Genomic DNA, 25525 nt, shown 5'->3' on the forward strand with positions numbered 1-25525 from the left:
CGACGCGATCCGGTCATTGTGCACTGAACGGTTCGCATCCGCAGGCATCTTCGCCAGGGTCGTGACGATCGGCCCGCCCTTGCTGCCATCGGTGCGTCCGTGTGCGCTCGGGGCGGCGCAGGTCGTCAGAGTGCATCGTCGTTCCCGACACTGCATTGCCCGCCCACCGCGGTGGCCGCTCCACCCTTGGCGTGACCGAGCCGGACGACGCTCCCTGGCATGAGCGCCGCCGCGGGAGGACGAGCCCGATCCCGGATACCGCGCGGTTACTGTGAACCACGAGAAACGCACCGAGCGACCGGAGTAGATCAATGCCAGTGGACCGAATGCTGCCCACCCCCGAGGCCAGGGATCTGCTCGAGCTGACCTGCGACATCGCCGACAAGGTGCTCGAACCCCGCGTGGCCGAGTGCGAGAAGACCGGCATCTTCCCCGAGGGCGTTTTCCCCGCGCTCGGGGCCGCCGGACTGCTGAGCTTGCCGTATCCGGAGGAATTCGGCGGCGGCGCTCAGCCCTACGAGGTGTATCTGCAGGTTCTCGAGGAGCTCGCCGCCCGCTGGGCCGCAATCGCCGTCGCGGTCAGCGTGCACGGTCTCTCGTGCCATCCGCTGTTCACCTTCGGCACCGACGAGCAGAAGCAATGCTGGCTGGCCGAGATGCTCTCCGGCGAAACCATCGGCGCTTACAGCCTGTCCGAACCACACGCCGGCTCCGACGCGGCCGCGCTGCGCTGCCGCGCCACCCCGGTCGAGGGCGGCTACCGGATCAACGGCGCCAAAGCCTGGATCACCAACGGCGGCCGCGCCGACTTCTACACCTTGTTCGCCCGCACCGGCGAAGGATCCCGCGGTATCTCCTGCTTCCTGGTCCCCAGCGACACCGAGGGACTCAGCTTCGGCAAGCCCGAGGAGAAGATGGGCCTGCGCGCGGTGCCGACCACCACCGCCGCTTACGACGACGCGTTCCTGCCGGTCGAACGCCGCATCGGCGCCGAGGGCCAGGGACTCTCGATCGCCTTCAGCGCACTGGACTCCGGCCGTCTCGGCATCGCCGCGGTCGCCACCGGCCTGGCGCAGCGCGCCCTCGACGAGGCCGTGGCGTACGCGAAGGAGCGCGAGGCCTTCGGTCGTCACATCATCGATCACCAGGGCCTCGGGTTCGTCCTCGCCGATATGGCCGCGGCCGTCGACTCCGCCCGCGCCACGTACATCGACGCGGCGCGGCGTCGTGACCACGGATTGCCGTACTCGCGCCAGGCCAGCGTGGCCAAGCTCGTCGCCACCGACGCCGCCATGAAGGTGACCACCGACGCCGTCCAAGTCTTCGGCGGCTACGGCTACACCCAGGACTTCCCGGTCGAGCGATACATGCGCGAGGCCAAGGTGATGCAGATCTTCGAGGGGACCAACCAGATCCAGCGCCTGGTCATCGCGCGCCAGCTCGCCGGGAACTAACCCGCCAGATGTGGCCGAAAATGCCAATCGAGTGACCGCGGATACCTTTGGCCTGCAAGTACTCCCCCGTACTCTCGAGGCATGAGATCGCCGTCCATCATCATTATCGGAGCCGGATTCGGCGGGCTCGGCATGGCACTGGAGCTGCGGCGAGCCGGGCTGGACACGTTCACCATCCTCGAACGCGCCGACGACCTCGGCGGCGTATGGCGCGAGAACACCTATCCCGGTGCGGCCTGTGACGTGCCCTCGCCGCTGTACTCCTGGTCCTACGAACCGAAATCCGACTGGCCACGGCGTTTCTCCGAACAGCGCGACATCCACGACTACATGCGCGGCGTCGCCGACAAGTACGGCCTGCGGCGCTTCATCCGCTTCGGCACCGAGGTGACCGACGCGGAGTTCGACGAGCACACCGGTCAGTGGACCGTGCGCACAGCCGACGGTTCGCAGCTGTCCGCCGACGTCCTCATCCCCGCGGTCGGTCAGCTGTCCCGTCCCGCACTGCCGAACCTCCCCGGCATCGACACTTTCACCGGCCCCGCGTTCCACTCCGCCGAGTGGAACCACGAGGTCGACCTCACCGGCAAGCGCATCGCCTGCATCGGCACCGGCGCGAGCGCGATCCAGTTCATCCCGCGTATCCAGCCCCGTGCCGCCCACCTCACCCTGTTCCAGCGTTCGGCGGCCTGGGTGCTGCCGAAAGCCGATGTCGAGTACAGCGCCCTGCACCATGCGCTGTTCAAGCACTTCCCGCCAAGCCGCATGGCCGAGCGCTTCGCCATATGGTCGTTCTTCGAGTTCCTCGCCTTGGCGCTGACCGACATCCCCGCGATCAAGACCCCGGTGATCGCGCTGGCCGACCGGCACCGGGCCAAGCAGGTCCCCGATGCCGAACTGCGCGCGAAACTGACGCCCGACTACGCGGCGGGCTGCAAGCGCGGCCTGTTCTCCAACGACTATTTTCCGGCTCTGGCACAGCCGAACGTCACCGTGGAGACCACCGCCATCGAGGCGATCACGCCGACCGGTATCCGCACGGCCGGCGGCGTCGAGCACCAGGTGGACGTCATCATCTACGGCACCGGATTCAAGGGCACCGAGTTCCTCGCACCGATGACCATCTCCGGACTCGGCGGCCGCAAGCTCGCCGACGTCTGGGGCGACGCCGGAGCCCGCGCCTACCTCGGACTCTCCGTCCCGCAGTTCCCCAACTTGTTCATGATGTACGGCCCGAACACCAACGTCGGCTCCGGCTCGATCATCTACATGCTCGAATCCCAGGCCCGCTACATCCGCCAGGTCGTCCAGTACCTCACCGACCGCCCCGGCCGCTACCTCGCCGCCCGCCCCACCACCGAGCAGCGCTGGGACGACTGGCTGCAATACCGCCTGAAAGACACGCCGTGGAACTTCTGCACCAGCTGGTACCGCAACGCCGCAGGCCGGATCACCAACAACTGGCCCGGCGCCACCGTCTTATACCGATGGAAGACAAGAACTTTCGACCCATCCGACTACGACGAGACGCAGACCCCTGTGCACTCAGCATAATCTCAGCAATCCGTCAGTAAGCTGGCCTCATCCGGGGTCGAGCGGAAGAGGTGCGCCGTGTGGTGGCTGCTGATCGTCGTGGTGATCGTGGTGCTTGTCGCTTTGCTGGTGTGGCAGGCGCAACGGAGCAAACAGCGCGCAGCCATCGCACTTGCCGACGCGCTCGCCGACGCCCGGCAGGTGAACGAGCGGCTCGGCGGCCAGGTCTACAGCCTCACCGGCGGCAACGAGGCGGCGACCCAGGCGCTGGCCGACGCATCCGAGCGGCATCTCGCCGCAGGCGCGCAACTCGATCAGGCGCACACTCCCGTACAGGCACGGTTGGCGAAACAGACCGCGCTGGAAGGGCTCTACTACATCAGGGCCGCACGCACCGCGATGAGCATGGACCCCGGTCCCGCGATCGCCGCACTCGACGGCCAGAACATCGCCGGGCAGGTCAGCGAGAAGCGCGTAGTCCGGTACGAGGGCAGACAGATCGCGGCCGCACCCGAGCCCTCGTCGGCAACGCCGAACTACTACCCCGGCGGCCGAGTCGCCGGGCGACCGGTTCCCGCCGGTTGGTACTCCGAGCCCTGGTGGAAGCCCGCGCTGGTCGGCGGCGCCTGGGGCCTCGGTTCCGCGCTGCTGTTCACGTCCCTGTTCTCCGGGATGTCCGGCGTCGGGTACGACGCCCACGGGTTCGAGAGCGGATACGGCGAGGGGTATCAGGACGGTCTGGCCGCTGACCACGGCGGCGGATACGACCAGGGTGGCGACTACTCCGGCGGCACCGACGGCGGCGGTTTCAACAGTGGAGGGTTCGACGGCGGTGGAGGCTTCAACGGCGGCTTCTGATCTCCTCCCGCAACTACCCGCGACAGCGATGCGGACTCCCAGCCCTCGACCCGGTAGACTGCGGGCGGTCCCAGGTAGGCACACCGCCCACCACAACCAGCCTTCGTAGCTCAGGGGATAGAGCACCGCTCTCCTAAAGCGGGTGTCGCAGGTTCGAATCCTGCCGAGGGCACCAAACCTGCGTAGCGTTTGCACAGGTAGATGCGATTTACAACGCCACAGAACCAAATCAGCGTAGGCATTTTCCCAGGTCGCGCGTCGCAGGTTCGCACCCCACCCCTCAAGTAGGGCACTGAGGGCCCCCAATAACCTGACCACCTGGTCTCATTCAAGGAGGCGGCGGCCCACTTCCCACACCTGACCTGCGATAACGCTCGACCAACCCGAACGCCGACCCCACCGGTGCCGGAATCACCGGGTTCGTCTACAGCGCACACTGAGGACGTGCCCGACAAGCCCGCCGCAGAAGGACGCCAGTCCGGCGAACGCGATTGACGCCGTCGGCGCCGGGCCGACAGGCCCGACACAGTCCTCGAAATACACGTAGTCGACAGGAAGGCGAACGCCTCACCGCCCAACAACCAGGGTCTTCTGCGAGATCCTTGAATGATATGCGACCCAACAACAACAACCGCCAGCCACGCCAGACGACAACCAGACCCGCCCCATCAAAGACTGAGCAACGCCACTCCGCATGGGCCGCTCCATAATCAGTTTCGCTGCCGTTGGTTACTGGACCCCGTGTACAACGCGCCAGAGGCATGGCCCGACCACCTCCCGCAATCACGGCAATTTGGCTGGTCAGCTACCTCCCGACTCCGTTATGATCGCCAGTCGGAGGCGGGACACCGTCGGCAGCAGTATATTTCGGACGGCGCTGTGTCGACAACACCAGATGAGGTCGCATGAGTAGCGATGTAGGACGGGTAGCACAATATTCGCCGAACTTCGGATTTCTGTTGCCGTTCGAGCCGCTGCTGGTGGCCTATGGGACCGGGGCCGAGGCGTCAGTGTACACCGATCCCAATGCGACGTTGGTGAAGTGCCGGCAGTTCATCGAGGTTCTGGTAGCCGAACTGGTCCGGCGAGCCGGTACAAAGGTGGCCAGCGACGCGCTCGAGGTGCGAATCCGGGCGTTGTCGGATGCCGGGGTGATCACCGGTGCGATGGCCACGGCGTTGCACGAGGTGCGTAGGCGCGGCAACAACGCCGTGCACGGACACCTCGACGATCGCCGTCAGGCTCTCGACAGTGTCAACAAGTGCTTCCAGCTCGGGCTGGTGCTGTATCGCGCGATCAGCAACGACCGCAAGCCCATGGCGTTTGTACCGCCGCAGCCGCCGCAACGCGTCGATTTCCTTGCGCTGCAACAGGACCTGGACCGCTACAAGCAGGAACTGGCCGATGCTCGGCTATCGATCAGCGGCCACGAGAACCTGCTCAGCGCCGAGGCCACAGCCCGGCAGCAGGTCGAGCAGGAGTTGGCGCAGCGGATCGTCGACCAGGACGCGCTGACCGCGCAGCTCGCCGCCATGACGGCGCAGATCGCAGACCTGGAAGCCGCGCGCACCACGCGGCTCGAGGCCGCATCGAAGATCGCTCCAGCAGATCGTTACGCATTCATCGACCGTGCCCGGCGCCCGGAGCCGCTCAACGAGGCGCAAGCTCGTCGCGTTATCGACCGCATGCTAGTTGAGGCAGGCTGGCTGGTGCAGGACATGCCCGAGCTGGCACCGACGACCGCTGTCGGTGTCGCGGTGCGTGAATTCCCCTTCGCCGGTGGGCGTTCCGACTATGCCCTGTACGTGCAAGGCAAGCTTGTCGGCATTGTCGAGGCCAAACGGGAGGGAACGTCGCTGACCGGCGTGGAACCCCAAACCGCCGGCTACGCTCACGCCCTGCCCAAACAGTACTCGCTGGCCGCATGGCGCCGCGATGAGCCACTGCCGTTCCGCTATGAATCCACTGGTGTCGAGACCAGGTTCACCGATCAGCTGGACCCGGTGCCACGGTCGCGGCGGGTGTTCTCCTTCCACCGTCCGGAGACTGTTTCCGAATGGATGGCCAACGCCGACAAGAACTCTGCAGCGCCGACATTCCGTTCCCAGGTTCGTGAACTGCCGCCGCTGATCGAGGGCGGGCTGCGTCCGGCGCAGATCCAGGCCATCAACGGCGTGGAATCCTCATTGGCTCAGGATCGTCCGCGCACGCTGGTGCAGATGGCTACCGGTGCCGGCAAAACTTACACCGCGGTCACCGAGGCGTACCGACTGCTGGCCCACACTGACGCCCGGCGCATCCTGTTCCTGGTCGACCGAAACAACCTGGGCGAGCAGGCATCCGGCGAGTTCCATAACTTCACGACCCCCGACGACGGCCGCAAGTTCGACGAATTGTTCAACGTCGATCGGCTGACCGGTGACACCGTCCTCGCTTCCACCAATGTGGTGATCGGTACCATCCAGCGGCTGTTCATGGCGCTACGCGGTGAGCGGTTGCCGAACGCCGACGATTCGGACGCCGACGACTTCACCCCGGAGGTGCCGGTCGACGTCGTCTACAGCACGCAAGTACCGCCAGAGACCTTCGACCTGATCGTCGTCGACGAATGCCACCGCTCAATCTACGGTCAGTGGCGGGCAGTGCTGGAGTACTTCGACGCGCCGATCGTCGGACTTACCGCCACCCCGACCGCGCAAACCCTCGGCTTCTTCGACCGGAACCTGGCCTCGGAATACACCTACGAGCAGGCGGTCGCGGACGGTGTGAACGTCGAGTTCGACGTCTACCGGATCAAGACGAAGATCAGCGAGCAGGGCAGCACAATCGAGGCGCTAGATGCCGACGGCACCCGGGTCGTGGTGCCGCGGCGCGACCGCCGCACCCGTCTCCAGCGCTACGAGGAACTGGAGGAGGACTTCTCCTACACCGGCCGCCAGATCGGCCGCTCGGTGCTGGCGAAGGACCAGATCCGTTTGGTTCTTGAGACTTTCAAAAACAAGACGCTGCCCGAGGCGTTCCCAGACCGACAGACCGTCCCGAAGACCCTGTTCTTCGCCCGCAGCGACGAGCACGCCGACGACATCGTGCAGGCCGTGCGCGAAATCTTTGGCAAGGGCAACGATTTCGCGGTGAAGATCACCTACAAATCGCGGGCGCAGGGCAGCGATCCGAAGCAGCTGCTGCAGTTGTTCCGCACCAGTGCTGAGATGCGGATCGCGGTCACGGTCGACATGATCGCCACCGGCACCGACGTGCGTCCGCTGGAAGTCGTGTTCTTCATGCGAGACGTACAGAGCGCGGTCTACTTCGAGCAGATGAAGGGCCGCGGCGCTCGCACGGTCGACGACATCGAGTTCCAGCAGGTCACCCCGGACCCATCGGCGACGGCGAAGACGCGGTTCCTCATCGTCGATGCCGTCGGAGTCACCGACTCTCCGCTGTGTGACGCGCAACCACTGAACCGGGAGCGTTCGAAGTCTCTCCGGGAGCTGCTGTCCCGGGCTGCGAGTCTGTCCATCACCGAAAACGAGACCGCAACCCTGGCCTCACGGTTGAACCGGCTGAACGAGCAGATCGATGACGACCACCGCGCCGAGCTCACCCGGGTCGGCAACGGCACCTCGCTGCGCGATATCGTGCGTCGCCTCGTCAATGCCATCGACACAGACGAACTGATCCACGCTGAGGACGAGGGTGGCGACGAGGCGGTGCAGAGACGCCTGCACGATGCCGTCGGTCCGCTGGCCGACAATCCCGACCTCCGCAAACGGATCCTGGCGATCCGCCACGAGTACGACACCACGATCGACGAGATCAGCCAGGACGAGTTGCTGGAGGCCACCGGCGTTCCGCGCGAGAACGCGGCCCGCAACACCGTCACCTCGTTCCAGCAGTTCGTAGCCGACAACCTGGATCAGGTGATCGTGCAGCAACTGCTACGCGGAACGGACAAGTTCTCCTACGGTGACCTGCAGGACCTCGCCGCCCAGATTCGCCGGATCCCACAGATCCGCAGCGTCGACACGGTGTGGGAGGCATACGCCGACCTCGGCCAGGCACCGTACCTGCGCAAGCAGGAGAACGACCTCACCAACCTGATCACTTTGCTGCGCTACGTACTGGGTCGGGAGCACGATCTGCAGCCCTATTGCGAACTTGTCGGCATGCGGTACGAGAGGTGGATCGAGAAGCAGAGGCAACGGAAGGTAACCTTCACCGTCGACCAGCGGTGGTTCCTCGACGCGATCGTGAAGGTCGTGGCAACCAGTGCCCGGATCACCCCCGACGACCTGCAACGTCCGCCCTTCGACCAGCGCGGCGGCGCCTTCGGCTTGATGGATGCCTTCGGTGACCGCGCGGACACGCTTATCGACGAACTGAACGAGGAACTCACTGCATGAGCGAGCTGCCGGAGGGATGGACTCGGGTGCCGCTGCGGAACCTGCTGGCTCAGATCGAGGCTGGGAAGTCGTTCGGTTGTGAGCCCCGACCGGCGGAACTCGACGAGTGGGGGATCATCAAGGTCAGCGCGATGACCTGGGGGAAGTTCCTTGAGCATGAGAACAAGGCAGTGCCAGCCGGCCGCGAAATCGATCCGCGGCACGAGATCCAACCTGGAGACATCCTTGTCAGCCGTGCCAACACGGCAGAGTATGTTGGCGCGCCTGTCCTGGTCGGAAACTGCCGAAAAGGCCTGCTACTCAGTGACAAGAGCCTCAGACTGATTCCAGCCGAGGGCGTCGATAAACAGTGGCTGACCTACGCCTTATCGTCGCCGACGGTGCGCCAGCACATCACCAAGTTGTCGACCGGTACCAAAGAGTCAATGCGCAACATTTCGCAGGCCAAGTTGCTGAGCATTGAGGTGCCTAAGCCGCCGCTCAAGGACCAGCACCGTCTTGTCGCCACCCTCGATTACCTGCTCTCAAGGGTCGACGCGGGCATGGCGTACTTGGAGTCGTGCGATGCGAGCGTGGACACTCTCCACCGCCATGTCTTCGCGCGAACTTCACCGTCATCAGTACCGGCTCACTGGGATGTAAGGCGGCTCGACGAAATTGCAGAGGTTCGCCTCGGTCGGCAACGGTCTCCGAAAAACCATACCGGAAGCAGCATGCGCCCCTACCTGCGCGCCGCCAACGTGGGCTGGCAGGGTCTGAAGCTCGGCGATGTGATGGAGATGAACTTCACCAATGCCGAAGTTGAGGTGTTTCGGCTGCAGCGCGGTGACCTGTTGCTGTCCGAAGCTTCCGGAAGTGTCGGCGAGGTCGGCAAGCCAGCGATGTGGAACGACGAGATCGAGGACTGCTGCTTCCAGAACACCCTTCTTCGGGTGCGCGCATTCGGCATCAATCCGTTGTACCTGTTCCGGTTCCTCTATGGCGAAGCGTTGAACGGCCGATTCGGAAGCGCCGCGCAGGGCGTCAATATCCATCACCTCGGTGCTGCTCGGCTCAGTGCATGGCAGGTCCCGGTCCCTCCATATCACGAGCAGGAGCACATAGCCACACAGATTTCGGAGGACTTGGCTGGCCTCGGACGGCTTCAGGACGCCATCCGGCTGAGCAAGAAACGCGCGGACACCTTGCGTCGGTCTCTCCTCAGCGCAGCCTTTTCGGGCCTATTGTTCTGCGGTTCTTCTGCGCCTTCAGATGGCCCGGTCGACGAACTGCTCGACCAGTCTGCGGGGGCCGAGGTTATTCCGTTTCCTATCGACAAACCGGGCGACCACGGCGACGCCCTCGGAGTCCAGGAGGTCTTGTTGTGACCGCGAATTCGCAGACCGATGCTGCCCGGCACGCCGAAGCTCGCCGTCTTGCTAATAAGCTGTGGAGCTACTGCCACGTCCTGCGTGACGCCGGCGTCCCCGCGGTCGACTATGTCGAGCAGCTCACCTACCTGCTGTTTCTCAAGATGGCCGATGAACGGGCAAAACTCCCCGTTTCCCTCGGAGGGGTGAATATTATGCCCACCGGTATCAGCTGGCAGAACCTGAGGGGTGTAAAGGGCGCCGAGCTAGAGACTACGTACCAACATGTGCTTACCGAACTCGGCAAACAACGAGGGATGTTCAAGGTCATCTATGGCAACGCTGAAAACAAAATCAAAGAGCCCGCGCTGCTCAAGCGCCTGATCAGCGATCTCATGGACACTGAGACGTGGGTTCAGCACGGTACCGATGTCAACGGCGACGCCTACGAGCAGCTACTTGCACGCAGCGCGTCCGATCAAAAGTCCGGCGCTGGGCAGTATTTCACCCCACGCTCACTCATCGCCGCGATTGTCGACTGCATGCGGCCAACGCCCGAGGACACTGTTATCGACCCGGCCTGCGGAACTGGCGGCTTCCTCTTGGCGGCAAATGACTATATTCGCCACCATTACTCGGAGCTGACACCGAGTCAGCGGATGCGTCTCAGCGATGGCAGTGCCTTTCAAGCGTTCGAACTCGTCCGAGGGACAGCACGTTTGGCAGCGATGAACTTCTTGCTTCACGGTATGGTGCAGGCCGGGAACGCCTCTCCTATCACTGTCACTGATGCTTTGGCATCCGATCCTCCGGTCCATGCGTCCCTGGTTCTGGCGAATCCGCCGTTCGGCACGAAATCCTCGATTAGTTCGATCGACGAACCCGATTTCGGCGAGGGCGATGCCGTGAGCAACGGAAAGACCAGGGGTAAGAAGCCTGAGATCGCATACAGTGGCCGGGGTTTCTGGACATCCACCACCAACAAACAGCTGAACTTCGTGCAGCACATCGCCAAGCTGCTGGACAGGAACGGACGGGCCGCAGTAGTTCTGCCGGACAATGTGCTGTTCGAGGGTGGTGCCGGCGAGATTATCCGCAGGCGCCTGCTCAAGGAATACGATGTTCACACCATGCTCCGCCTACCCACGGGCATCTTCTACGCCGGTGGCGTAAAGGCAAACGTGCTGTTTTTCGACCGCAAGCCAGCGAGCGACCAGCCGTGGACGAAAAAGCTGTGGGTCTATGACTTCCGTGTAGGCCAGCACTTCACCCTGAAGCAGAACCCTATGCGCCGCGAGCATCTGCAGGACTTCGTCGACTGGTACCACTGCCCCGACCGCGCTGCGTGGACCGCCAGCGACCGCGCGAAGTGCCTCACCTACGATGAACTGATCGCCCGCGACAAAGCCAATCTCGACATCACCTGGCTCACAGACCCCGGCGCCGACGATGCCCTCGCCGCCTTACCGCCCGGAGTCATCGCCCAGGAAATCATCGACGACCTTCAAGCAGCTTTGGCTGAATTCACCGCTGTCGCAGCAGAACTGCAACCGGCCGACGAGATCGACTGACGCTCGCCATGGTCCGCGTGTCGCGGTGTCCCCAGGCATCCCGTCGATCTTCCGAAAGATGTTTTGGCACAGCAGGTATCCGTCTCCTGCGATAGGCTCTGCGTAGCCGATTCCGAGGATGTGACGTGCCTGCCGACCAGCCGACCGACGCCTTCGTGGAGTTTTCCACGAACCTGGACTACGCCAGAAATCTGGTGAATGGCGGCAGATCGCTCGAGCGGCTGCAGGTCGGCGCCTTCGACTACACCGATGTGTACCGCGCCGCTCTGGTGCAAGGTGTCGCGGCGTTCGACCACTGGTTGTTCCGCGAAGCCGTGCAGCGCGCGGTGCTGCTGATCCAGCGCCCCAACGTACCCAGACCCGGCAAGTTCAATGACATCACCCTTACCGTAAAGCAGTTCGAAGCCGTGCATCACCACGGCGTCCCACTCGACGAGGAATTCCGAGCTCGGGCAGAAGACTTCTTCGCCGGCAAGTTGTCGCCAAATCCCAGCAAGATCCGGGACTCGTTCACGTACCTCCGAACCGGCAGCATCTGGCCGGACGTGGCGAAAGAGCTCACCTCCCACCGTGACGATGGCACACAGATCACACCCAACCAGGTCACCGAACGCCTCGACGAAATCGTCAAGAGACGCAACGCGATCGCGCACCAATCAGACAAGGACCCAGTAAATCCCGGCCACAAGTCCCCAATCACCTCACGCCATGTCGCCGATTCAATCGACTGGATCGAACTGATCGCTGCAGCCATGCTGCGGGTACTGGATGCACCATAAAAGTCCAGCTGCTGTCTCATGAACTGTCGACTGCAGGAGGAGCATGGGGACCGGTTGTCCGATGAGGTTCCCCGCTTCCTTGGAGGGCTCTGAGCATGGTCCGATGGGGCCAGGAAGGAGCCCCGCGTGGCAGCACCGAAGGAGTATCCGGACGAGTTCGAGGCTCAAGCGGTCCGCTTGTATCCGGAGTCGGACCCGAAACCGACGATCGCAAACTCGCCCAGCAGTTGGGTGTCCATTACGAGGCCCTGCGGAACTGGATCCGCCAGGCCGATACCAGCCGTCGGCCGGAACCGGCGGCGACGGATCTGGCCGAGGAGAACAAGCGGCTGCACCAACAAGTCGCCGGGGGCTGCTATACGATCGGGTGACAGTGGTTAAGCAGCATGTCGGGCTGCTGGGGTCATGATTGTCTCGTATTCGATCGGGGTCAATCGGCCGAGTCGGATTTGGCGTCGGCGATGGTAGGTGCGTTCGATCCAGGTGACGATCGCGATCCGTAGTTGTCCTCGTGTGTCCCACTCCTGCCGGTTCAACACGTTGCGTTGCAGCAGGCTGAAGAAGCTTTCCATGGCGGCGTTGTCGCCGGCCGCGGCGACACGACTCATGGATCCGACCATGCGATGACGGTTGATCGTGTGGACGAATCGTCTTGAGCGAAACTGAGCTCGCGGTCGCTAAACAGAATGCAGCCCGCCACGTCACCGCGGCGGGCAACGGCATTGTTATCGCGGTCACTGCCAGTCGGGACTTCATTCGCGAATCGATGGAATAGCCGACGATCCGGCTGGAGAACACGTCATTGACCGCACACATGTACAGCTTGCCTTCACCGGTGCGACGTACCGTGATATCGTTGAGCCACAACGAGTTTGATCTATCGGCAGTAAAGTTCCGTTGGACGAGATCGTCGTGGACAGTCGGGCCGGGTTTGCCGTTCTTGCCGCGCGGGGTTTGCCGTTCTTGCCGCGCGGGGTTTGCCGAACGCACTCCACCACCGGTTGGTCGAGCAGATCCGCCGTGCGGTGCGCTCGGCCATCGACTCGCCGGCCTTGCGGGCCTCATTGGCGAGAAACCGATATCCGAACTCGGGGTCGTCGCGGGGGTCGAACAATGTGTTGGCCTGATACGCCTCGGGCACCTCGCGGGCGGTGACAGGTTCGGCCAGCCACCGGTAGTAGGGTTTGGCGAACGAGCTGCAAGACCCGACACAACACCGCCACGGGAATCCTCTCGGCGGCAGGTTCTTTCACGAGCGGGTAGAGCCTTTTCACGGCAACTGCACCTGCGACAAATAGGCCGCCACCCGCCGCAACACTTCGTTTCCTGTTCCAGCAACTGGTTCCGGCGCCGGGCCTCACGCAACTCGGCCGAGTCGCTGCGTGTCGTCCCGGGCTGGTTCCCATCGTCGATGTCGGCTTGGCGCATCCACTTCGACAGCGTCTTGGGATGGATCCCAAAATCGGCCGCGACCCGATCCAGCGTGACTCCGTCATCACGGTTGCGGGCGACCCCGGACCCGGCGTCGCGGAACTCTTTCGGATACGGCTTCGGCACCGCGACATCCTTCCAGGCCCGCCTGCCGGCAAGCCATCTCGGTAGTCACCTATCCGTGCGGCAGCTCCCGAAGGGCGAGGCGTGCATCTGGTCTGATACCAGTAACCTCACGTCAACCTCGAGAACGAGGTCTGCGGTCGCAGCATTGGACCGTTCCTCCAGCTCGCCACTCATCAATCCACCGAACTGCGCCGTTTTGCTCAGTGCAAGAATCCACCGTTTCGCCGCGCGTTGAGTGGCTGCGAGGTGAATCGAACAGCGTGCGGAGCGCATTCAATGGGGCTATGCGTCACCGGATGCAGCCTGTTCCGAGCCGACAGCAATGGTGATCCTGTCCGCCGAATCCAGAGGCAGTAGTTCTTCCGGGGGTCTGCGCAGCTTTTCGGCAATATCGGCCAGCGACCCCTGCTCCGGCACCAACCAGCATTTTGGCCCCTGAACCGCGACGGGGGCTTCGTTCCAGCCGGCCAGGCTCCACATATGCATGATGAGGCCGGTGGGCGAGTACTGCTTTCCGTCGGCTTCCCACAGCATCGGCTTGCTGCGATCTACCACCCAACTAGCGCGGCCTCGACGCGGATCCGCCTGTATCCACTGAGATATCGCGGTGTCTTCGCGCGGTGTCAGCGCACGGTAGCGAAGCGGCGTGCCAGCCTTGAGATGGTTCGCGTCCAGCACTACCGAAACGGCACTCTTGGACCTGGACTTCGTTACCTTCTTTATCCTTCGATATTCGGACGGCAATGAGGGGATCTCCTGCTGATCCCGCACGTAAGTCAGCACCCGTTCGGCCAGGAGCCGACTCTTGCCCTCATCAGTGAAGGTCTTCGACACGAATGATTTTGCGCCGAGCTCACGGTCGTTCTCGATGATCAGCCACTGCAGCAATAGTCTGACCTGAGCGGCGATCCGGCCCATGACCGGCTCCCACTCGGTTTCAGGATCCTCCAACTCGTCGGATTCGACGAGGCGGAAGCATATGTGGGTCAGCAGCAGATCGCTGTACTCCGCGATGACCAACGCGCGTTCACGAAGTCGCTTGGTTTCAATATCGAGTTGATCCCGGATACGCCGATACAGCAGCACGCAGCGCCAGATTTCCAGTGCTGGAGGCTGGTTGCCGAACAACAATGGATAGGTGCCACCTTTACCCTGTTCCCATAGCGTGTCTTGGCTTATCTTTGCTCGGACAGCGATATCGGGATTTCGATGAGCACAAGCAAGTGCAAGCGCCGCTTCAACGACTGAGCACCCCGAATCTCGCGGCGGATCGGCCTCGCCACGGTGGAAGACATAGGTGAGGTCGAGACCAAGCATGAAATCATCCCGAATCTTGGCCTGGATGTCATCGAGGGCGATGAAGTCTCGCGGCTCGATGTGGTTCTGCGTGTTCGTGCTCTGGGTGATCGTTTTACCGAGGTCCGACATTTCAGTCGGCACCGAGATGACGCGCACCATCACATCAGCCTGGGCAACTTGATCTAGGTTTTCTTTGGCGGCACGATCTGCAGCTTGGACAGTTTGGGCGCCGTTGACAACCTTGGCGTCCGTCAACGTCAATTCAATCGGCTCATCGTGGCGGAAACGGCTTCCATAATGTCGGCTACGGACCACCTCGGCGCACAGGATGGTAATCCCATTGTTCTTGGCCCAGAAGCTTTCCGGGTCGTCGAGCAGCGTCCGGACCATACCTTGGTTGACGGAGGTCAGCCCAAGAGCCTTCCGAACGTTAGACTCAAACAATCGATTGCCGTACTGCTCATACCACTTCGCAAGATAAGAAACCGAGACAGTGCCGAAGTAAGACTCCGAGATGCCGTCCCGCGGAAGCCAGCGGGACATCGGTACCACCAATTCGACCGGGCCGGGACTCATGTCATCGCGGACGAACTGCCAGAAATCCGGTGCCGCTATGACTCGCTGATGAACCCATCTACCGTGGCTGTTGAAATGGTCGGCAGCGTCGTCGAATTCGGCTTGGACGTCAGGGTGTACGTGGCCATCGCCCATGACCGCGAGCACCAGCGTAACCTGCGCCTTCGGGTTCTGAATCAGCGATTTCACTCGCCCGGACATGGCATGGAACCGTGGGTTGAACCGGGTAAAACTTTGGTTCTCGATCTTGCGGAATCCGTCGACAAGGTCTCGCACATACGCTGCCTTAATGCCTGCCGTACCCCTCTCACTCCACTTCGCCTGTATCAGATACAGATCTGGAGTTCCATCTGCGAACGCAATCGCGTCGATACCACGGTCGTCCCGGCTGTCGATGACGCAGGACGCCGCGGTCGAGGCATCACATCCTACAAGCATCCGGGCAGCCAGCGCGGCCAAACTGCGGGAGACCCTACACCTCTCGATGGCGCTCGCGTCTTTGGATTCGACGTCTGACATGTCGATGAGCTCGCCGAATTCGCGGAGGATCGCCCTCCGCACGTGCTCTACCTGCGGTGGTGTGCTCACGATCCCCCTTGAGCTGCAAATCATGATCTGACGGCCGGTTGCCAAATATTATCCTGGGCGCGAGACTTGGGCACCGAAAAGATCTGACCAAAGTAGTATTCCGATCAACCTCCGCCTTCAGCAACCGGCCAATCAGCCATGCGATCTTCCCTCAGCAAGAGAAACGGTCACCGAGTCGGTAGGCTCAAGAGCCACCGCGGGATCGGGACGGACGACCGGCAGCCGCTCATAGAGCAGCAGCAAGCTGCTGATCACGCGGACCGGTATCAAGCTCGCGCAGGCTCTGCGTACCGTCACCGTCGTCCTGTTCAAAAGGTACGAGATCCTGCACGTGAACGGCACGTACAGACAACCCGACGACAACCGCCCCGAATCGTTCCGCCCGCGCCAGGACGAGCCGGCGCACGTGGAGTTGTTGGACACGGGCAGCAACTGGCAGCGGCGGCGGATGAACCGTATGTCACTGCGTCCACCACCCGGCCCGCCGGGACTTCGTCCCTGCCGTCACCGTCAACCCCCTTCTGGCACAGGAAATCACATCACAGGATAGACGGGCACTCCGGTTCACGCGGCGCCGTTGATCGGGCTCTGACCGTACAGATCCTTCTCCAGAGCGGGGTCCACGCTGGTGCCGCCCGAGACCTGATCGGGCGACACCCAGGGTTTTGGCCCGCAACTGAGCCTCCGGTCCGGCCGAACCGAGCCACTGTCAGCCGGACGCACCCACGAGTTCGACCCCGTGGATCCTTGCAGTCTTCTGCATCCCGTCGTCCAGGGTCATCAGTGGATAGGCGAGGCGCTGGGCCAGTGCGATATACCAGGCATCCGCGTAGGTGGCGTTATCAATCAATCCCACAGCGGCAACCGAATCGACCGGCTCGCGGATCCGCTCCACGGGGTGGGTACTGAACGCGGCGATCAACGCGCGCGCCTGATCGAATTCCAGTTCGCCACGGCGGGCCAGCCGGATAAGCGCGGAGCCGACCTCGAAGTCCACATGCGGCGGGGAAACACACCCGGCTATGCGGATGCGGTCCGCATACCCGGGCGGCAGAGCTCCCCGCAGCAGATCGACCCAGATCGAGGCATCGACGACGATCACTCTTGGCCCCGGTCATAACCATCCCGGATTTCACGCACCGCTTCGGCCCCGGATACCTTCGCCCGGCCGGTGATACCCAGCTGCTGCTGTGTCTGCTTCAACCCTTCGTCCCATTCGGCGATCGCCCGCCGCTGCAGTTCCCGTCGAACATCGGCTGCCATCAGGTCCCGCAGATACGCCGAGACAGACTTGTGCTCAGCACTGGCTTTCTCCGCGATCACCGCGGCCACTTCATCCGGAACGTCTCGCACTTGAACCGTCGCCATTGCCCACCCTCCTCCGCATGCAATATTTCATGCAAAAAATAGCATGCATCTACGTAGGGAGGAAGACCGATCGGCGGAAGAGCCGAGCAACGGACCCGATCCGTTACCACCGCCCGCCTCTGCGACTGCGTTGATCACCAGTCAGTGGGAAGTAGGCTTCCACCACCAGCAGCCCAAAAAGAATCCCCAGGTCACACCCGTTCCCATCTTCGATGTGCCCCGCCGAGGGGACAATATCGGCGCAGGTCAGGTGGGGTAACGGCAAGACTCGTTCCCTTGCCGTCCCTTTTGGCATCCGAGTTTCGTCCCTCACCTCGACCCGTCCGCGCTCATGTCGGGGTCGACGCGGCGCAGCGCTGAGGCCAGCCACGCGGTTCCCCGGTGCTCGGCGGGCATCGCGGCTACCCCGTGCGTTGCTTCTCGAACCGCGTCGGCCGTGTGCCCCAGCAGTGCCAGGACGCCAGCGCGCTGCACCGCCGCGAACCCAGGGGTCCACCAGTACATCGACTGCGGGGGGTCGTTCGCCGCCTCCGGCTCCGCTGCCGCCAGCGCCCTGCCCGCCTCCCGTGACTCCCCCCGCGCAGCCAGCAGTTCGGCACGTCTCATTCGCCCATAGGCCACGAGGGTGGGGTGCGCGTCCCGTACCGCCAGCGCGGCATCCGACAGGGCGATGACCTTGCCGTAATCTCCCGTACTCACAGTCACGTAACCCGCGAAGCCCAGGGCGTGCACCAGCCGGTCGGGGTCGCGGGATTCTTCCGCCAGGTCTATCGCCGTCCTCATGGTGGCCCGTGCGGCGGAATCGGCTCCGATCGCGTGCTCCAGCCATGCCCGGTACTGCACGACTTCAGACGCCAGGGCTGCCACTTCGGTTCGTGCAGTACGGGTACGGGCCTCCCGCGCAAAGGTTTCGGTCATGGCGGACATGCCGCGCACCGCCGGAAGTACCGTCACAGCCCCTGCCGCGTCCTCGATTCGGCGCGTAGCCGACAGCATCACCGCCACATCGGCCAATGTCATAGCGTCCACGCTGGCGGGTGAGCGCGCCACCGCCGTCAGTCGATCAAGGTCTGCGCCGAGCACGCGTTCGTAAGCGGCGGCGACACCGGCAGGTACCGGGCGCTTACCGGACTCGATCAGCGAAAGATACGCCGGACTGTAGTACGTCCGTTCGGCCATGGCGCGTAACGAAATCCCCGCCGTCTCGCGTGCGGCACGCAGCAGCGAACCCGGTTCCACCATCTGCCCCCTCTTCGGCACGGTAAACCTCTGTCAACAGCGTATCCAGGTCGGCTTCGACCATGCCCGCTTAGCGTGATTCTCAGCCCCGCCGGGTGAACATCGCCCCGGAAAGTGATCCGCTGCAATGCGATTCGCCCCAGCGGCGGGTGCTTACCAACCAATACAGACCGCAAGGGGGGTCGAGTGGATATCGGAACGACGGCAGAGTCGGCCGTGTTGGCTGTGCTCGCGCCGGGTGGGATGCTCACCGCCGCCCAGATCACGCGTGGCGCGCAGCTCACCGGATGGTCGGCCCGTCGGGCGATAGGCCAGCTCGAATCGCGCGGCCTCATCATGGCGATCCCGCATGCCTCCCGCTGGTCGATCACCCCGCGCGGACGAGCCATCCTGGCCGCCAAGGGCGGACGGTAGGGATGGGCAGCGACGGATGGATCACCTTCGGGTTGGCGGTCGCTATCGGCCTGCCGCTGGTCGTGCTCGTCGCCGTGCTGGTCTGGCCGGAGCGCATCCCACCGGACCGCACAGTGGAGGCAATCCGGCAGCGGATCGAGGACGAGGACGACCCGCGCGTACCGCCCGAGTAACCCCAGGACATCCCCTCGCTCTGACGCTCTGCAACAGAGTTCGGTTGAGGCGCAACAGCTACTGTGTCCGATATGCGGTGGGCGGTGCTGGTCGGCGTGGCCATGGTGTTGAGTGCGTGTTCGCAGTCCACGGCGGGGAAACCGCAGCCGGTGGCAGGATCGCCGGAAACCAGCCCGTCGGCGTCCCGGGAGAGCGAGTTGCAAGATCGGATCGATTGGGTTCGCCGAGGTTCATCGATTGATCTCGGACCTTTTCACTCGGCGAGTCTCGATGGCGGTCAGGTGACCGATCTGCAGGCGGATATCGCGTTCGTCAGTCCGACCGGCAAGATCAGTTGCATCACAGGGACAGCGCTCGGCATGGACGGATTCGACTGCATGGTCGAGCTGAAGGAACCGGCACCCGCGCCGCATGAAGGCTTCGGAAACTGGTTCGGCGGTTACGTCACCTACTCGGGACAGCGGATGACCGTCGGCCAATTCCGCGGCGACCCAGGGCTTTTCATTCACGGCCAGGGACAGACGCTGCCGTACGACAGCACCTTCACCTTCGGCGACTACGCCTGCCGCCTCGCAACAACCGGTCTCACCTGTGTGAACCCCACCAAGCGCAGCGGTGTACAGATGAGCGCCGAGGGCGTCGTCCCGCTCGGCTGCCTGCGCGAAATCCCGGAGGCACAGCGCGAACCCGCGGTCGGTCGCGCCTACGGCTGCTGAGCAGCGGCATTCCCGCGACGACCAGTGCGACCAGAATCGTGGGCCGCAGTGTCCACGAAATCGGTCCAACCACGGAAATCAGCTGCCGTAGCATTAGGAGTGTGACAGCCGCGCACAACTACTCCGACCTGCACGCGCTCATCGACCAGCTGGAACCTAGTCAAGCGGACGAGGTGCGCCGACATGTGCTGCAACTGGTGCGCCCCAAAACCGGCCGCTTCTCTGTCCTCCGAACGTTCGACGGTCCGTCGACCGACTTAGGCGCACGCGCCAAGGACGTTCTGCGTAACGAGATCGGCGAATCCGATGCTGATCGTTGACACTGGACCGCTTGTTGCTTATCTGAATCGTCGAGATTCCGATCATGCGCGGTGCGCTGAGTTTCTGAACGGGCGAACCGACGAGCTGTTGGTGACGCCATATGTTGTGACAGAAGCCTGCTATCTGGTCTGCAAGTATGTCAGCGCTTCCGCGGAGATCAATCTCGTCGAGGCGATCGCGGCGGGCGATCTGACGCAGGTCGACATTACTACTGCGGATCTGTACCGAATGGCCGAGTTGATGGCGCAGTACCAAGGCTTTCCGCTTGGGATCGCCGACGCGTCAGTCATAGCCATTTCTGAGCGCCTCGGCCTCGATGAAGTCGCGACACTGGACCGCCGCCACTTCCACGCGGTTTCGCCACATCATACGAGCGGATTCAAGCTTCTTCCCTGATTCGACCACTTGAAGTACCCGGATGGCACGGCACGCACATCTTCTCTCTCGAGATAGGGGTAATCGGCGAGGATCGACTCTTCGGTCTCGCCTGCCGCCAAGAGTTCGAGCACATCCTTAACCCTGATCCGCATACCGCGGATACAGGGCCGCCCTCCACACTGGTTCGGGTCGAACGTAATCCTGGACACCCTCAAAGCATACCGGCGACACCCAGCTCATTCCGTGCGTGTCGCAAGGGTTCAAGAGCCAACCTCTCCCGGAACAGCGAACGGCGCCGCCCCTTTCGGAGCGGCGCCGTTCCCAGCGATTCAGGGAATCACTTGATGATCTTCGTGACGCGACCGGCGCCGACGGTGCGGCCACCCTCGCGGATCGCGAAGCGCAGACCCTCGTCCATGGCGACCGGCTGGATCAGCTTGACGAGCATCTCGGTGTTGTCACCGGGCATGACCATCTCGGTGCCCTCGGGCAGGGTCACAACACCCGTCACGTCAGTCGTACGGAAGTAGAACTGCGGACGGTAGTTGTTGAAGAACGGGGTGTGGCGGCCGCCCTCGTCCTTCGACAGGATGTACGCCTGGCCCTCGAACTCGGTGTGCGGGGTGGTGGTGCCGGGCTTCACGACGACCTGGCCGCGCTCCACGTCCTCACGCTTGATACCACGAACCAGCAGACCGACGTTGTCGCCGGCCTGGCCCTGGTCGAGCAGCTTGCGGAACATCTCGATGCCGGTGACCGTGGTCTTGGTCTTCTCCGGACGGATGCCGACGATCTCGACTTCCTCGTTCACGTTGATCACGCCACGCTCGACGCGACCGGTGACGACGGTGCCACGACCGGTGATGGTGAACACGTCCTCGACCGGCATCAGGAACGGCTTGTCGGTCTCGCGAACCGGGTCCGGGATGGACTCGTCGACCGCGTTCATCAGCTCCAGCACCGACTCGGTCCACTTCGGGTCGCCCTCGAGCGCCTTCAGACCGGAGACCCGCACGACCGGCGCGTCCTCGTCGAACTCCTGCGAACCCAGCAGCTCGCGGACCTCCATCTCGACGAGCTCGAGGATCTCCTCGTCGTCGACCATGTCGGCCTTGTTCAGCGCGACCAGGATGTAGGGCACGCCGACCTGACGGGCGAGCAGCACGTGCTCACGGGTCTGCGGCATCGGGCCGTCAGTGGCGGCGACCACGAGGATGGCGCCGTCCATCTGCGCCGCACCGGTGATCATGTTCTTGATGTAGTCGGCGTGACCCGGCGCGTCGACGTGCGCGTAGTGGCGCTTCTCCGTCTGGTATTCGACGTGGGAGATGTTGATCGTGATACCACGAGCCTTCTCCTCGGGCGCCTTGTCGATCTGATCGAACGCGAAGCTCTCGTTCAGATCCGGGTACTTGTCAGCCAGCACCTTGGTGATCGCCGCGGTCAGCGTGGTCTTGCCGTGGTCGACGTGACCGATGGTGCCGATGTTGACGTGCGGCTTCGTCCGCTCGAACTTCGCCTTCGCCACTTCTTTGTCCTCCTGGACTTGTTGGTGCGTGCAGTTGCAGCAGTGCGGTTACTTGAAAAGGGGTCGTGCTGACGCCCGGCTGTCGGGGCAAGTGTGACACCTGCCCCGATGGTGTCACTCGCCGGTCGCCTTGGCGATGATCTCCTTCGACACGTTGGCCGGAACCTCCGCGTACGAGTCGAACACCATGGAGTAGTTCGCCCGGCCCTGGGTCTTCGACCGCAGGTCACCGATGTAACCGAACATCTCCGAGAGCGGAACCAGCGCCTTGACGACACGGGCACCACTGCGTTCCTCCATGGCCTGGATCTGACCACGGCGGGAGTTCAGGTCGCCGATCACATCGCCCATGTAGTCCTCGGGCGTGGTGACCTCGACCGCCATCAGCGGCTCGAGGATCACCGGACCGGCCTTGCGAGCCGCTTCCTTGAGCGCCTGCGCGCCGGCGATCTTGAACGCCATTTCCGACGAGTCGACGTCGTGGTAGGCGCCGTCGAGCAGCGTGACCTTCATGTTCACCAGCGGGTAGCCAGCGAGCACACCGTACTGCATGGCGTCCTGGGCACCGGCGTCCACCGAAGGGATGTACTCCTTCGGCACGCGGCCACCGGTGACCTTGTTCTCGAACTCGTAGTGCGCGCCATCCTCGCCGACGAACGGCTCGAGGGCAATGATGACCTTCGCGAACTGGCCGGAACCACCGGTCTGCTTCTTGTGCGTGTACTCGAGCTTCTCGACCCGCTTGGTGATCGTCTCGCGGTAGGCCACCTGCGGCTTGCCGACGTTCGCCTCGACCTTGAACTCGCGCTTCATGCGGTCGACCAAGATGTCGAGGTGGAGTTCGCCCATACCGCCGATGACGGTCTGGCCGGTCTCCTGGTCCAGCTTGACCGAGAAGGTCGGGTCCTCTTCGGAGAGACGCTGGATCGCGGTGCCCAGCTTCTCCTGGTCGGACTTCGTCTTCGGCTCGATGGAGACCTCGATGACCGGGTCCGGGAAGGTCATGGACTCCAGCACGATCTGGTTCTGCGGATCGCACAGGGTGTCACCGGTGGTGGTGTCCTTGAGGCCGATGACCGCGTAGATGTGACCCGCCGAGGCAGCGCCGACCGGGTTCTCCTTGTTGGAGTGCATCTGGAACAGCTTGCCCAGGCGCTCCTTCTTGCCCTTGGTCGAGTTGATGACCTGGGCGCCGGAGTCGACCTTGCCGGAGTACACGCGGACGTAGGTCAGCTTGCCGAAGAACGGGTGCACCGCGATCTTGAACGCCAGGCCCGCGAACGGCTCGTCGGCGCTCGGCTTGCGGGTCAGCACCTGGTCTTCCTTGCCGGGCACGTGGCCGGTGGTGGCCTCCACGTCCAACGGCGAGGGCAGGTAGTCGATGACCGCGTCCAGCATGGGCTGCACGCCCTTGTTCTTGAACGCCGAGCCACACAGCACCGGGTAGAGCTCGGAGGTCACCGTCAGCTTGCGGATGGCGCCCTTGATCTCATCGATGGTGAGCTCTTCGCCGCCGAAGAACTTCTCCAGCAGCGCATCGTCGGACTCGGCGACGGTCTCCAGCAGTTCCTGGCGGTACTGCTCGGCCCGCTCCTTCAGATCCTCCGGGATCTCGACGACCTCGTACTGCTCGCCGAGCTTGGTCTCGCCCCGCCAGACCTTGGCGTTGTTCTCGACCAGGTCGACGATGCCCTCGAAGGTGTCCTCCGCGCCGATCGGCAGCTGGATGACCAGCGGCTTGGCGCCGAGACGGTCCTTGATGGTCTGCACGGTGAAGTAGAAGTCCGCACCGAGCTTGTCCATCTTGTTGACGAAGCAGATCCGCGGCACGTCGTACTTGTCGGCCTGACGCCACACCTGCTCGGACTGCGGCTCGACGCCTTCCTTGCCGTCGAACACCGCGACGGCGCCGTCGAGCACGCGCAGCGACCGCTCCACCTCCACGGTGAAGTCGACGTGCCCGGGGGTGTCGATGATGTTGATCTGGTTGTCTTTCCAGAAGCATGTGGTCGCCGCGGAGGTGATGGTGATACCACGCTCCTGCTCCTGCTCCATCCAGTCCATCGTGGCGGCGCCATCGTGGACCTCACCGATCTTGTAGGTGATGCCGGTGTAGAAGAGGATGCGTTCAGTTGTGGTCGTCTTGCCCGCATCGATGTGGGCCATAATGCCGATGTTGCGGACCTTGTTCAGGTCGGTGAGCACGTCCTGTGCCACGGAAATCTTCCCCGCTCGTAGCTAGTTGGGATTATCGGGGACGACCCTGTGGTCGTCTCTATATCAACGCCGGACGCGGCCGGTGGGTGCCGCGTTCCGGCTGTGCCTCCCGACCCAGACGACGGGCCGGGCAGACGTCACCAGCGGTAGTGCGCGAAGGCCCGGTTGGACTCGGCCATCTTGTGGGTGTCCTCGCGGCGCTTGACCGAGGCGCCGAGGCCGTTGCTGGCGTCGAGCAATTCGTTGGCCAGACGCTCGACCATCGTCTTCTCCCGGCGCGCACGGGAGAAGTTGACCAGCCAGCGCAGGGCCAGGGTGTTGGCGCGGCCCGGACGGACCTCGACCGGAACCTGGTAGGTGGCGCCACCGACGCGGCGGGGCTTCACCTCCAGCGACGGCTTCACGTTGTCCAGCGCGCGCTTGAGGGTGACGACCGGGTCGGTGCCGGTCTTCTCGCGCGCCTGCTCCAGCGCGCCGTAGACGATGCGCTCGGCGGTGGACTTCTTGCCGTCCAGCAGGATCTTGTTGACCAGCTGCGTAACCAGCGGCGAACCGTAGACCGGGTCGTTGATCAGCGGACGCTTGGGTGCGGGGCCCTTGCGTGGCATATCAGCTCTTCTCCTTCTTCGCGCCGTAGCGGCTGCGGGCCTGCTTGCGGTTCTTCACACCCTGCGTGTCGAGCGAGCCACGGATGATCTTGTAGCGAACACCGGGAAGGTCCTTCACACGACCGCCACGGACGAGCACCATCGAGTGCTCCTGCAGGTTGTGGCCCTCGCCCGGGATGTAGGCCGTGACCTCGACCGCGCTGGTCAGGCGAACACGCGCGACCTTGCGCAGCGCGGAGTTCGGCTTCTTCGGGGTCGTGGTGTACACGCGGGTGCACACGCCACGACGCTGCGGGCTCCCCTTCAGGGCCGCGGTCTTCGTCTTGGCGACCTTGTCGCGGCGACCCTTGCGGACCAGCTGGTTGATGGTTGGCATAGACCGGCTTTCCTTATTAGTTAACGCGGTGTCTGGACTTCATGTCTGTTGTAAGTTCGCGGCGCTCCCGGGGCCCTCGGCGGCGCATTTTCACCTCGGGCCCGTCGTTCACTCCGCTGTCATCGAGCTTTCACTCGCACGTCCGGCCACGTTTCTCGCGTCCCGAGGTCGGGCGTGTCGCGCGCGGCGCGGAGCCCGGATTCCGGGCACGCTGGATTC

General features: G+C 63.5%; 22 protein-coding genes, 1 tRNA gene and 1 pseudogene. 14 read left to right on the forward strand and 10 right to left on the reverse strand.

The genetic code is table 11. The features are described 5' to 3' along the window. Positions 1–311: 311 nt before the first annotated feature. The 9 genes from OHA40_RS11940 (at position 312) to OHA40_RS34710 (ending at position 12318) form a co-directional block, all read left to right on the forward strand. A complete protein-coding gene (locus OHA40_RS11940; RefSeq protein WP_330233116.1) occupies positions 312–1454 on the forward strand; it encodes an acyl-CoA dehydrogenase family protein in 1143 nt (380 codons plus the stop codon). An 81-nt stretch (positions 1455–1535) separates the two neighbouring features. Then, entirely contained in the window at positions 1536–3008 is a 1473-nt protein-coding gene (locus OHA40_RS11945) for a flavin-containing monooxygenase (protein WP_330233117.1), read from the forward strand. A 66-nt stretch (positions 3009–3074) separates the two neighbouring features. Next, the gene (locus OHA40_RS11950) at positions 3075–3845 is read left to right on the forward strand and encodes a DUF1542 domain-containing protein (protein ID WP_330234138.1); all 771 of its coding nucleotides are present in this window, start codon (positions 3075–3077) and stop codon (positions 3843–3845) included. A 99-nt stretch (positions 3846–3944) separates the two neighbouring features. Next, a tRNA-Arg gene (locus OHA40_RS11955) sits at positions 3945–4020 on the forward strand. Positions 4021–4750: 730 nt separating this feature from the next. Further along, positions 4751–8248 carry a DEAD/DEAH box helicase family protein gene (locus OHA40_RS11960; RefSeq protein WP_330233118.1) on the forward strand — a complete coding sequence of 1166 codons (3498 nt, stop codon included), beginning with the start codon at positions 4751–4753 and terminating at the stop codon, positions 8246–8248. Then, a complete protein-coding gene (locus OHA40_RS11965; protein ID WP_330233119.1) occupies positions 8245–9615 on the forward strand; it encodes a restriction endonuclease subunit S in 1371 nt (456 codons plus the stop codon). Before OHA40_RS11960 ends, OHA40_RS11965 begins: the two co-directional genes overlap by 4 nt. Beyond that, the gene (locus OHA40_RS11970) at positions 9612–11168 is read left to right on the forward strand and encodes a class I SAM-dependent DNA methyltransferase (protein WP_330233120.1); all 1557 of its coding nucleotides are present in this window, start codon (positions 9612–9614) and stop codon (positions 11166–11168) included. Before OHA40_RS11965 ends, OHA40_RS11970 begins: the two co-directional genes overlap by 4 nt. Positions 11169–11293: 125 nt before the next feature. Then, positions 11294–11947 (forward strand): HEPN domain-containing protein, encoded by a 654-nt coding sequence (locus tag OHA40_RS11975; protein ID WP_330233121.1) that lies wholly within the window; start codon positions 11294–11296, stop codon positions 11945–11947. A gap of 95 nt (positions 11948–12042) precedes the next feature. Next, positions 12043–12318 carry a transposase gene (locus OHA40_RS34710; protein ID WP_442943985.1) on the forward strand — a complete coding sequence of 92 codons (276 nt, stop codon included), beginning with the start codon at positions 12043–12045 and terminating at the stop codon, positions 12316–12318. Between the two features lie 6 nt (positions 12319–12324). Here OHA40_RS34710 and OHA40_RS11980 read toward each other — a convergent pair. The 5 genes and pseudogenes from OHA40_RS11980 to OHA40_RS12000 form a co-directional block, all read right to left on the reverse strand. Then, positions 12325–13504: pseudogene (locus OHA40_RS11980) on the reverse strand (IS3 family transposase). A 282-nt stretch (positions 13505–13786) separates the two neighbouring features. Next, positions 13787–15967 (reverse strand): AIPR family protein, encoded by a 2181-nt coding sequence (locus OHA40_RS11985; RefSeq protein ID WP_330233122.1) that lies wholly within the window; start codon positions 15965–15967, stop codon positions 13787–13789. A 709-nt stretch (positions 15968–16676) separates the two neighbouring features. Continuing rightward, positions 16677–17069 (reverse strand): type II toxin-antitoxin system VapC family toxin, encoded by a 393-nt coding sequence (locus OHA40_RS11990; RefSeq protein WP_330233123.1) that lies wholly within the window; start codon positions 17067–17069, stop codon positions 16677–16679. Beyond that, entirely contained in the window at positions 17066–17335 is a 270-nt protein-coding gene (locus OHA40_RS11995) for a hypothetical protein (RefSeq protein ID WP_330233124.1), read from the reverse strand. Before OHA40_RS11995 ends, OHA40_RS11990 begins: the two co-directional genes overlap by 4 nt. A gap of 309 nt (positions 17336–17644) precedes the next feature. Next, positions 17645–18577 carry a helix-turn-helix domain-containing protein gene (locus OHA40_RS12000; RefSeq protein WP_330233125.1) on the reverse strand — a complete coding sequence of 311 codons (933 nt, stop codon included), beginning with the start codon at positions 18575–18577 and terminating at the stop codon, positions 17645–17647. Positions 18578–18760: 183 nt separating this feature from the next. On the opposite strand from OHA40_RS12000, the gene OHA40_RS12005 reads away from it, so the two are divergent. The 5 genes from OHA40_RS12005 to OHA40_RS12025 all read left to right on the forward strand — a co-directional run bounded on the left by OHA40_RS12005 (position 18761) and on the right by OHA40_RS12025 (position 20595). Beyond that, entirely contained in the window at positions 18761–18988 is a 228-nt protein-coding gene (locus tag OHA40_RS12005; RefSeq protein ID WP_330233126.1) for a MarR family transcriptional regulator, read from the forward strand. A 2-nt stretch (positions 18989–18990) separates the two neighbouring features. Then, the gene (locus tag OHA40_RS12010; RefSeq protein ID WP_330233127.1) at positions 18991–19161 is read left to right on the forward strand and encodes a hypothetical protein; all 171 of its coding nucleotides are present in this window, start codon (positions 18991–18993) and stop codon (positions 19159–19161) included. 282 nt (positions 19162–19443) lie between these two features. Then, positions 19444–19878, forward strand: a complete 435-nt coding sequence (locus OHA40_RS12015) for a hypothetical protein (protein WP_330233128.1) — start codon at positions 19444–19446, stop codon at positions 19876–19878. A gap of 101 nt (positions 19879–19979) precedes the next feature. Further along, positions 19980–20198 (forward strand): hypothetical protein, encoded by a 219-nt coding sequence (locus tag OHA40_RS12020; protein ID WP_330233129.1) that lies wholly within the window; start codon positions 19980–19982, stop codon positions 20196–20198. Beyond that, the gene (locus OHA40_RS12025) at positions 20185–20595 is read left to right on the forward strand and encodes a type II toxin-antitoxin system VapC family toxin (protein WP_330233130.1); all 411 of its coding nucleotides are present in this window, start codon (positions 20185–20187) and stop codon (positions 20593–20595) included. Before OHA40_RS12020 ends, OHA40_RS12025 begins: the two co-directional genes overlap by 14 nt. Here OHA40_RS12025 and OHA40_RS12030 read toward each other — a convergent pair. From OHA40_RS12030 to rpsL, 5 genes are all read right to left on the reverse strand, one after another. After that, positions 20565–20786 (reverse strand): DUF433 domain-containing protein, encoded by a 222-nt coding sequence (locus OHA40_RS12030; RefSeq protein WP_330233131.1) that lies wholly within the window; start codon positions 20784–20786, stop codon positions 20565–20567. The two genes, OHA40_RS12025 and OHA40_RS12030, sit on opposite strands and share 31 nt — an antisense overlap. A 128-nt stretch (positions 20787–20914) precedes the next feature. Beyond that, the gene (gene tuf, locus OHA40_RS12035; RefSeq protein WP_330233132.1) at positions 20915–22105 is read right to left on the reverse strand and encodes an elongation factor Tu; all 1191 of its coding nucleotides are present in this window, start codon (positions 22103–22105) and stop codon (positions 20915–20917) included. Between the two features lie 114 nt (positions 22106–22219). Beyond that, positions 22220–24322, reverse strand: coding sequence for an elongation factor G (gene fusA / locus OHA40_RS12040; protein WP_330233133.1), 2103 nt, complete (start codon positions 24320–24322; stop codon positions 22220–22222). Positions 24323–24459: 137 nt separating this feature from the next. Further along, positions 24460–24930, reverse strand: a complete 471-nt coding sequence (gene rpsG, locus OHA40_RS12045; RefSeq protein WP_014353063.1) for a 30S ribosomal protein S7 — start codon at positions 24928–24930, stop codon at positions 24460–24462. Between the two features lies 1 nt (position 24931). Then, positions 24932–25306, reverse strand: coding sequence for a 30S ribosomal protein S12 (gene rpsL, locus OHA40_RS12050; protein WP_014353064.1), 375 nt, complete (start codon positions 25304–25306; stop codon positions 24932–24934). Positions 25307–25525 lie beyond the last annotated feature (219 nt).

The sequence above is a fragment of the Nocardia sp. NBC_00508 genome, assembly GCF_036346875.1.
Lineage (GTDB): Bacteria > Actinomycetota > Actinomycetes > Mycobacteriales > Mycobacteriaceae > Nocardia.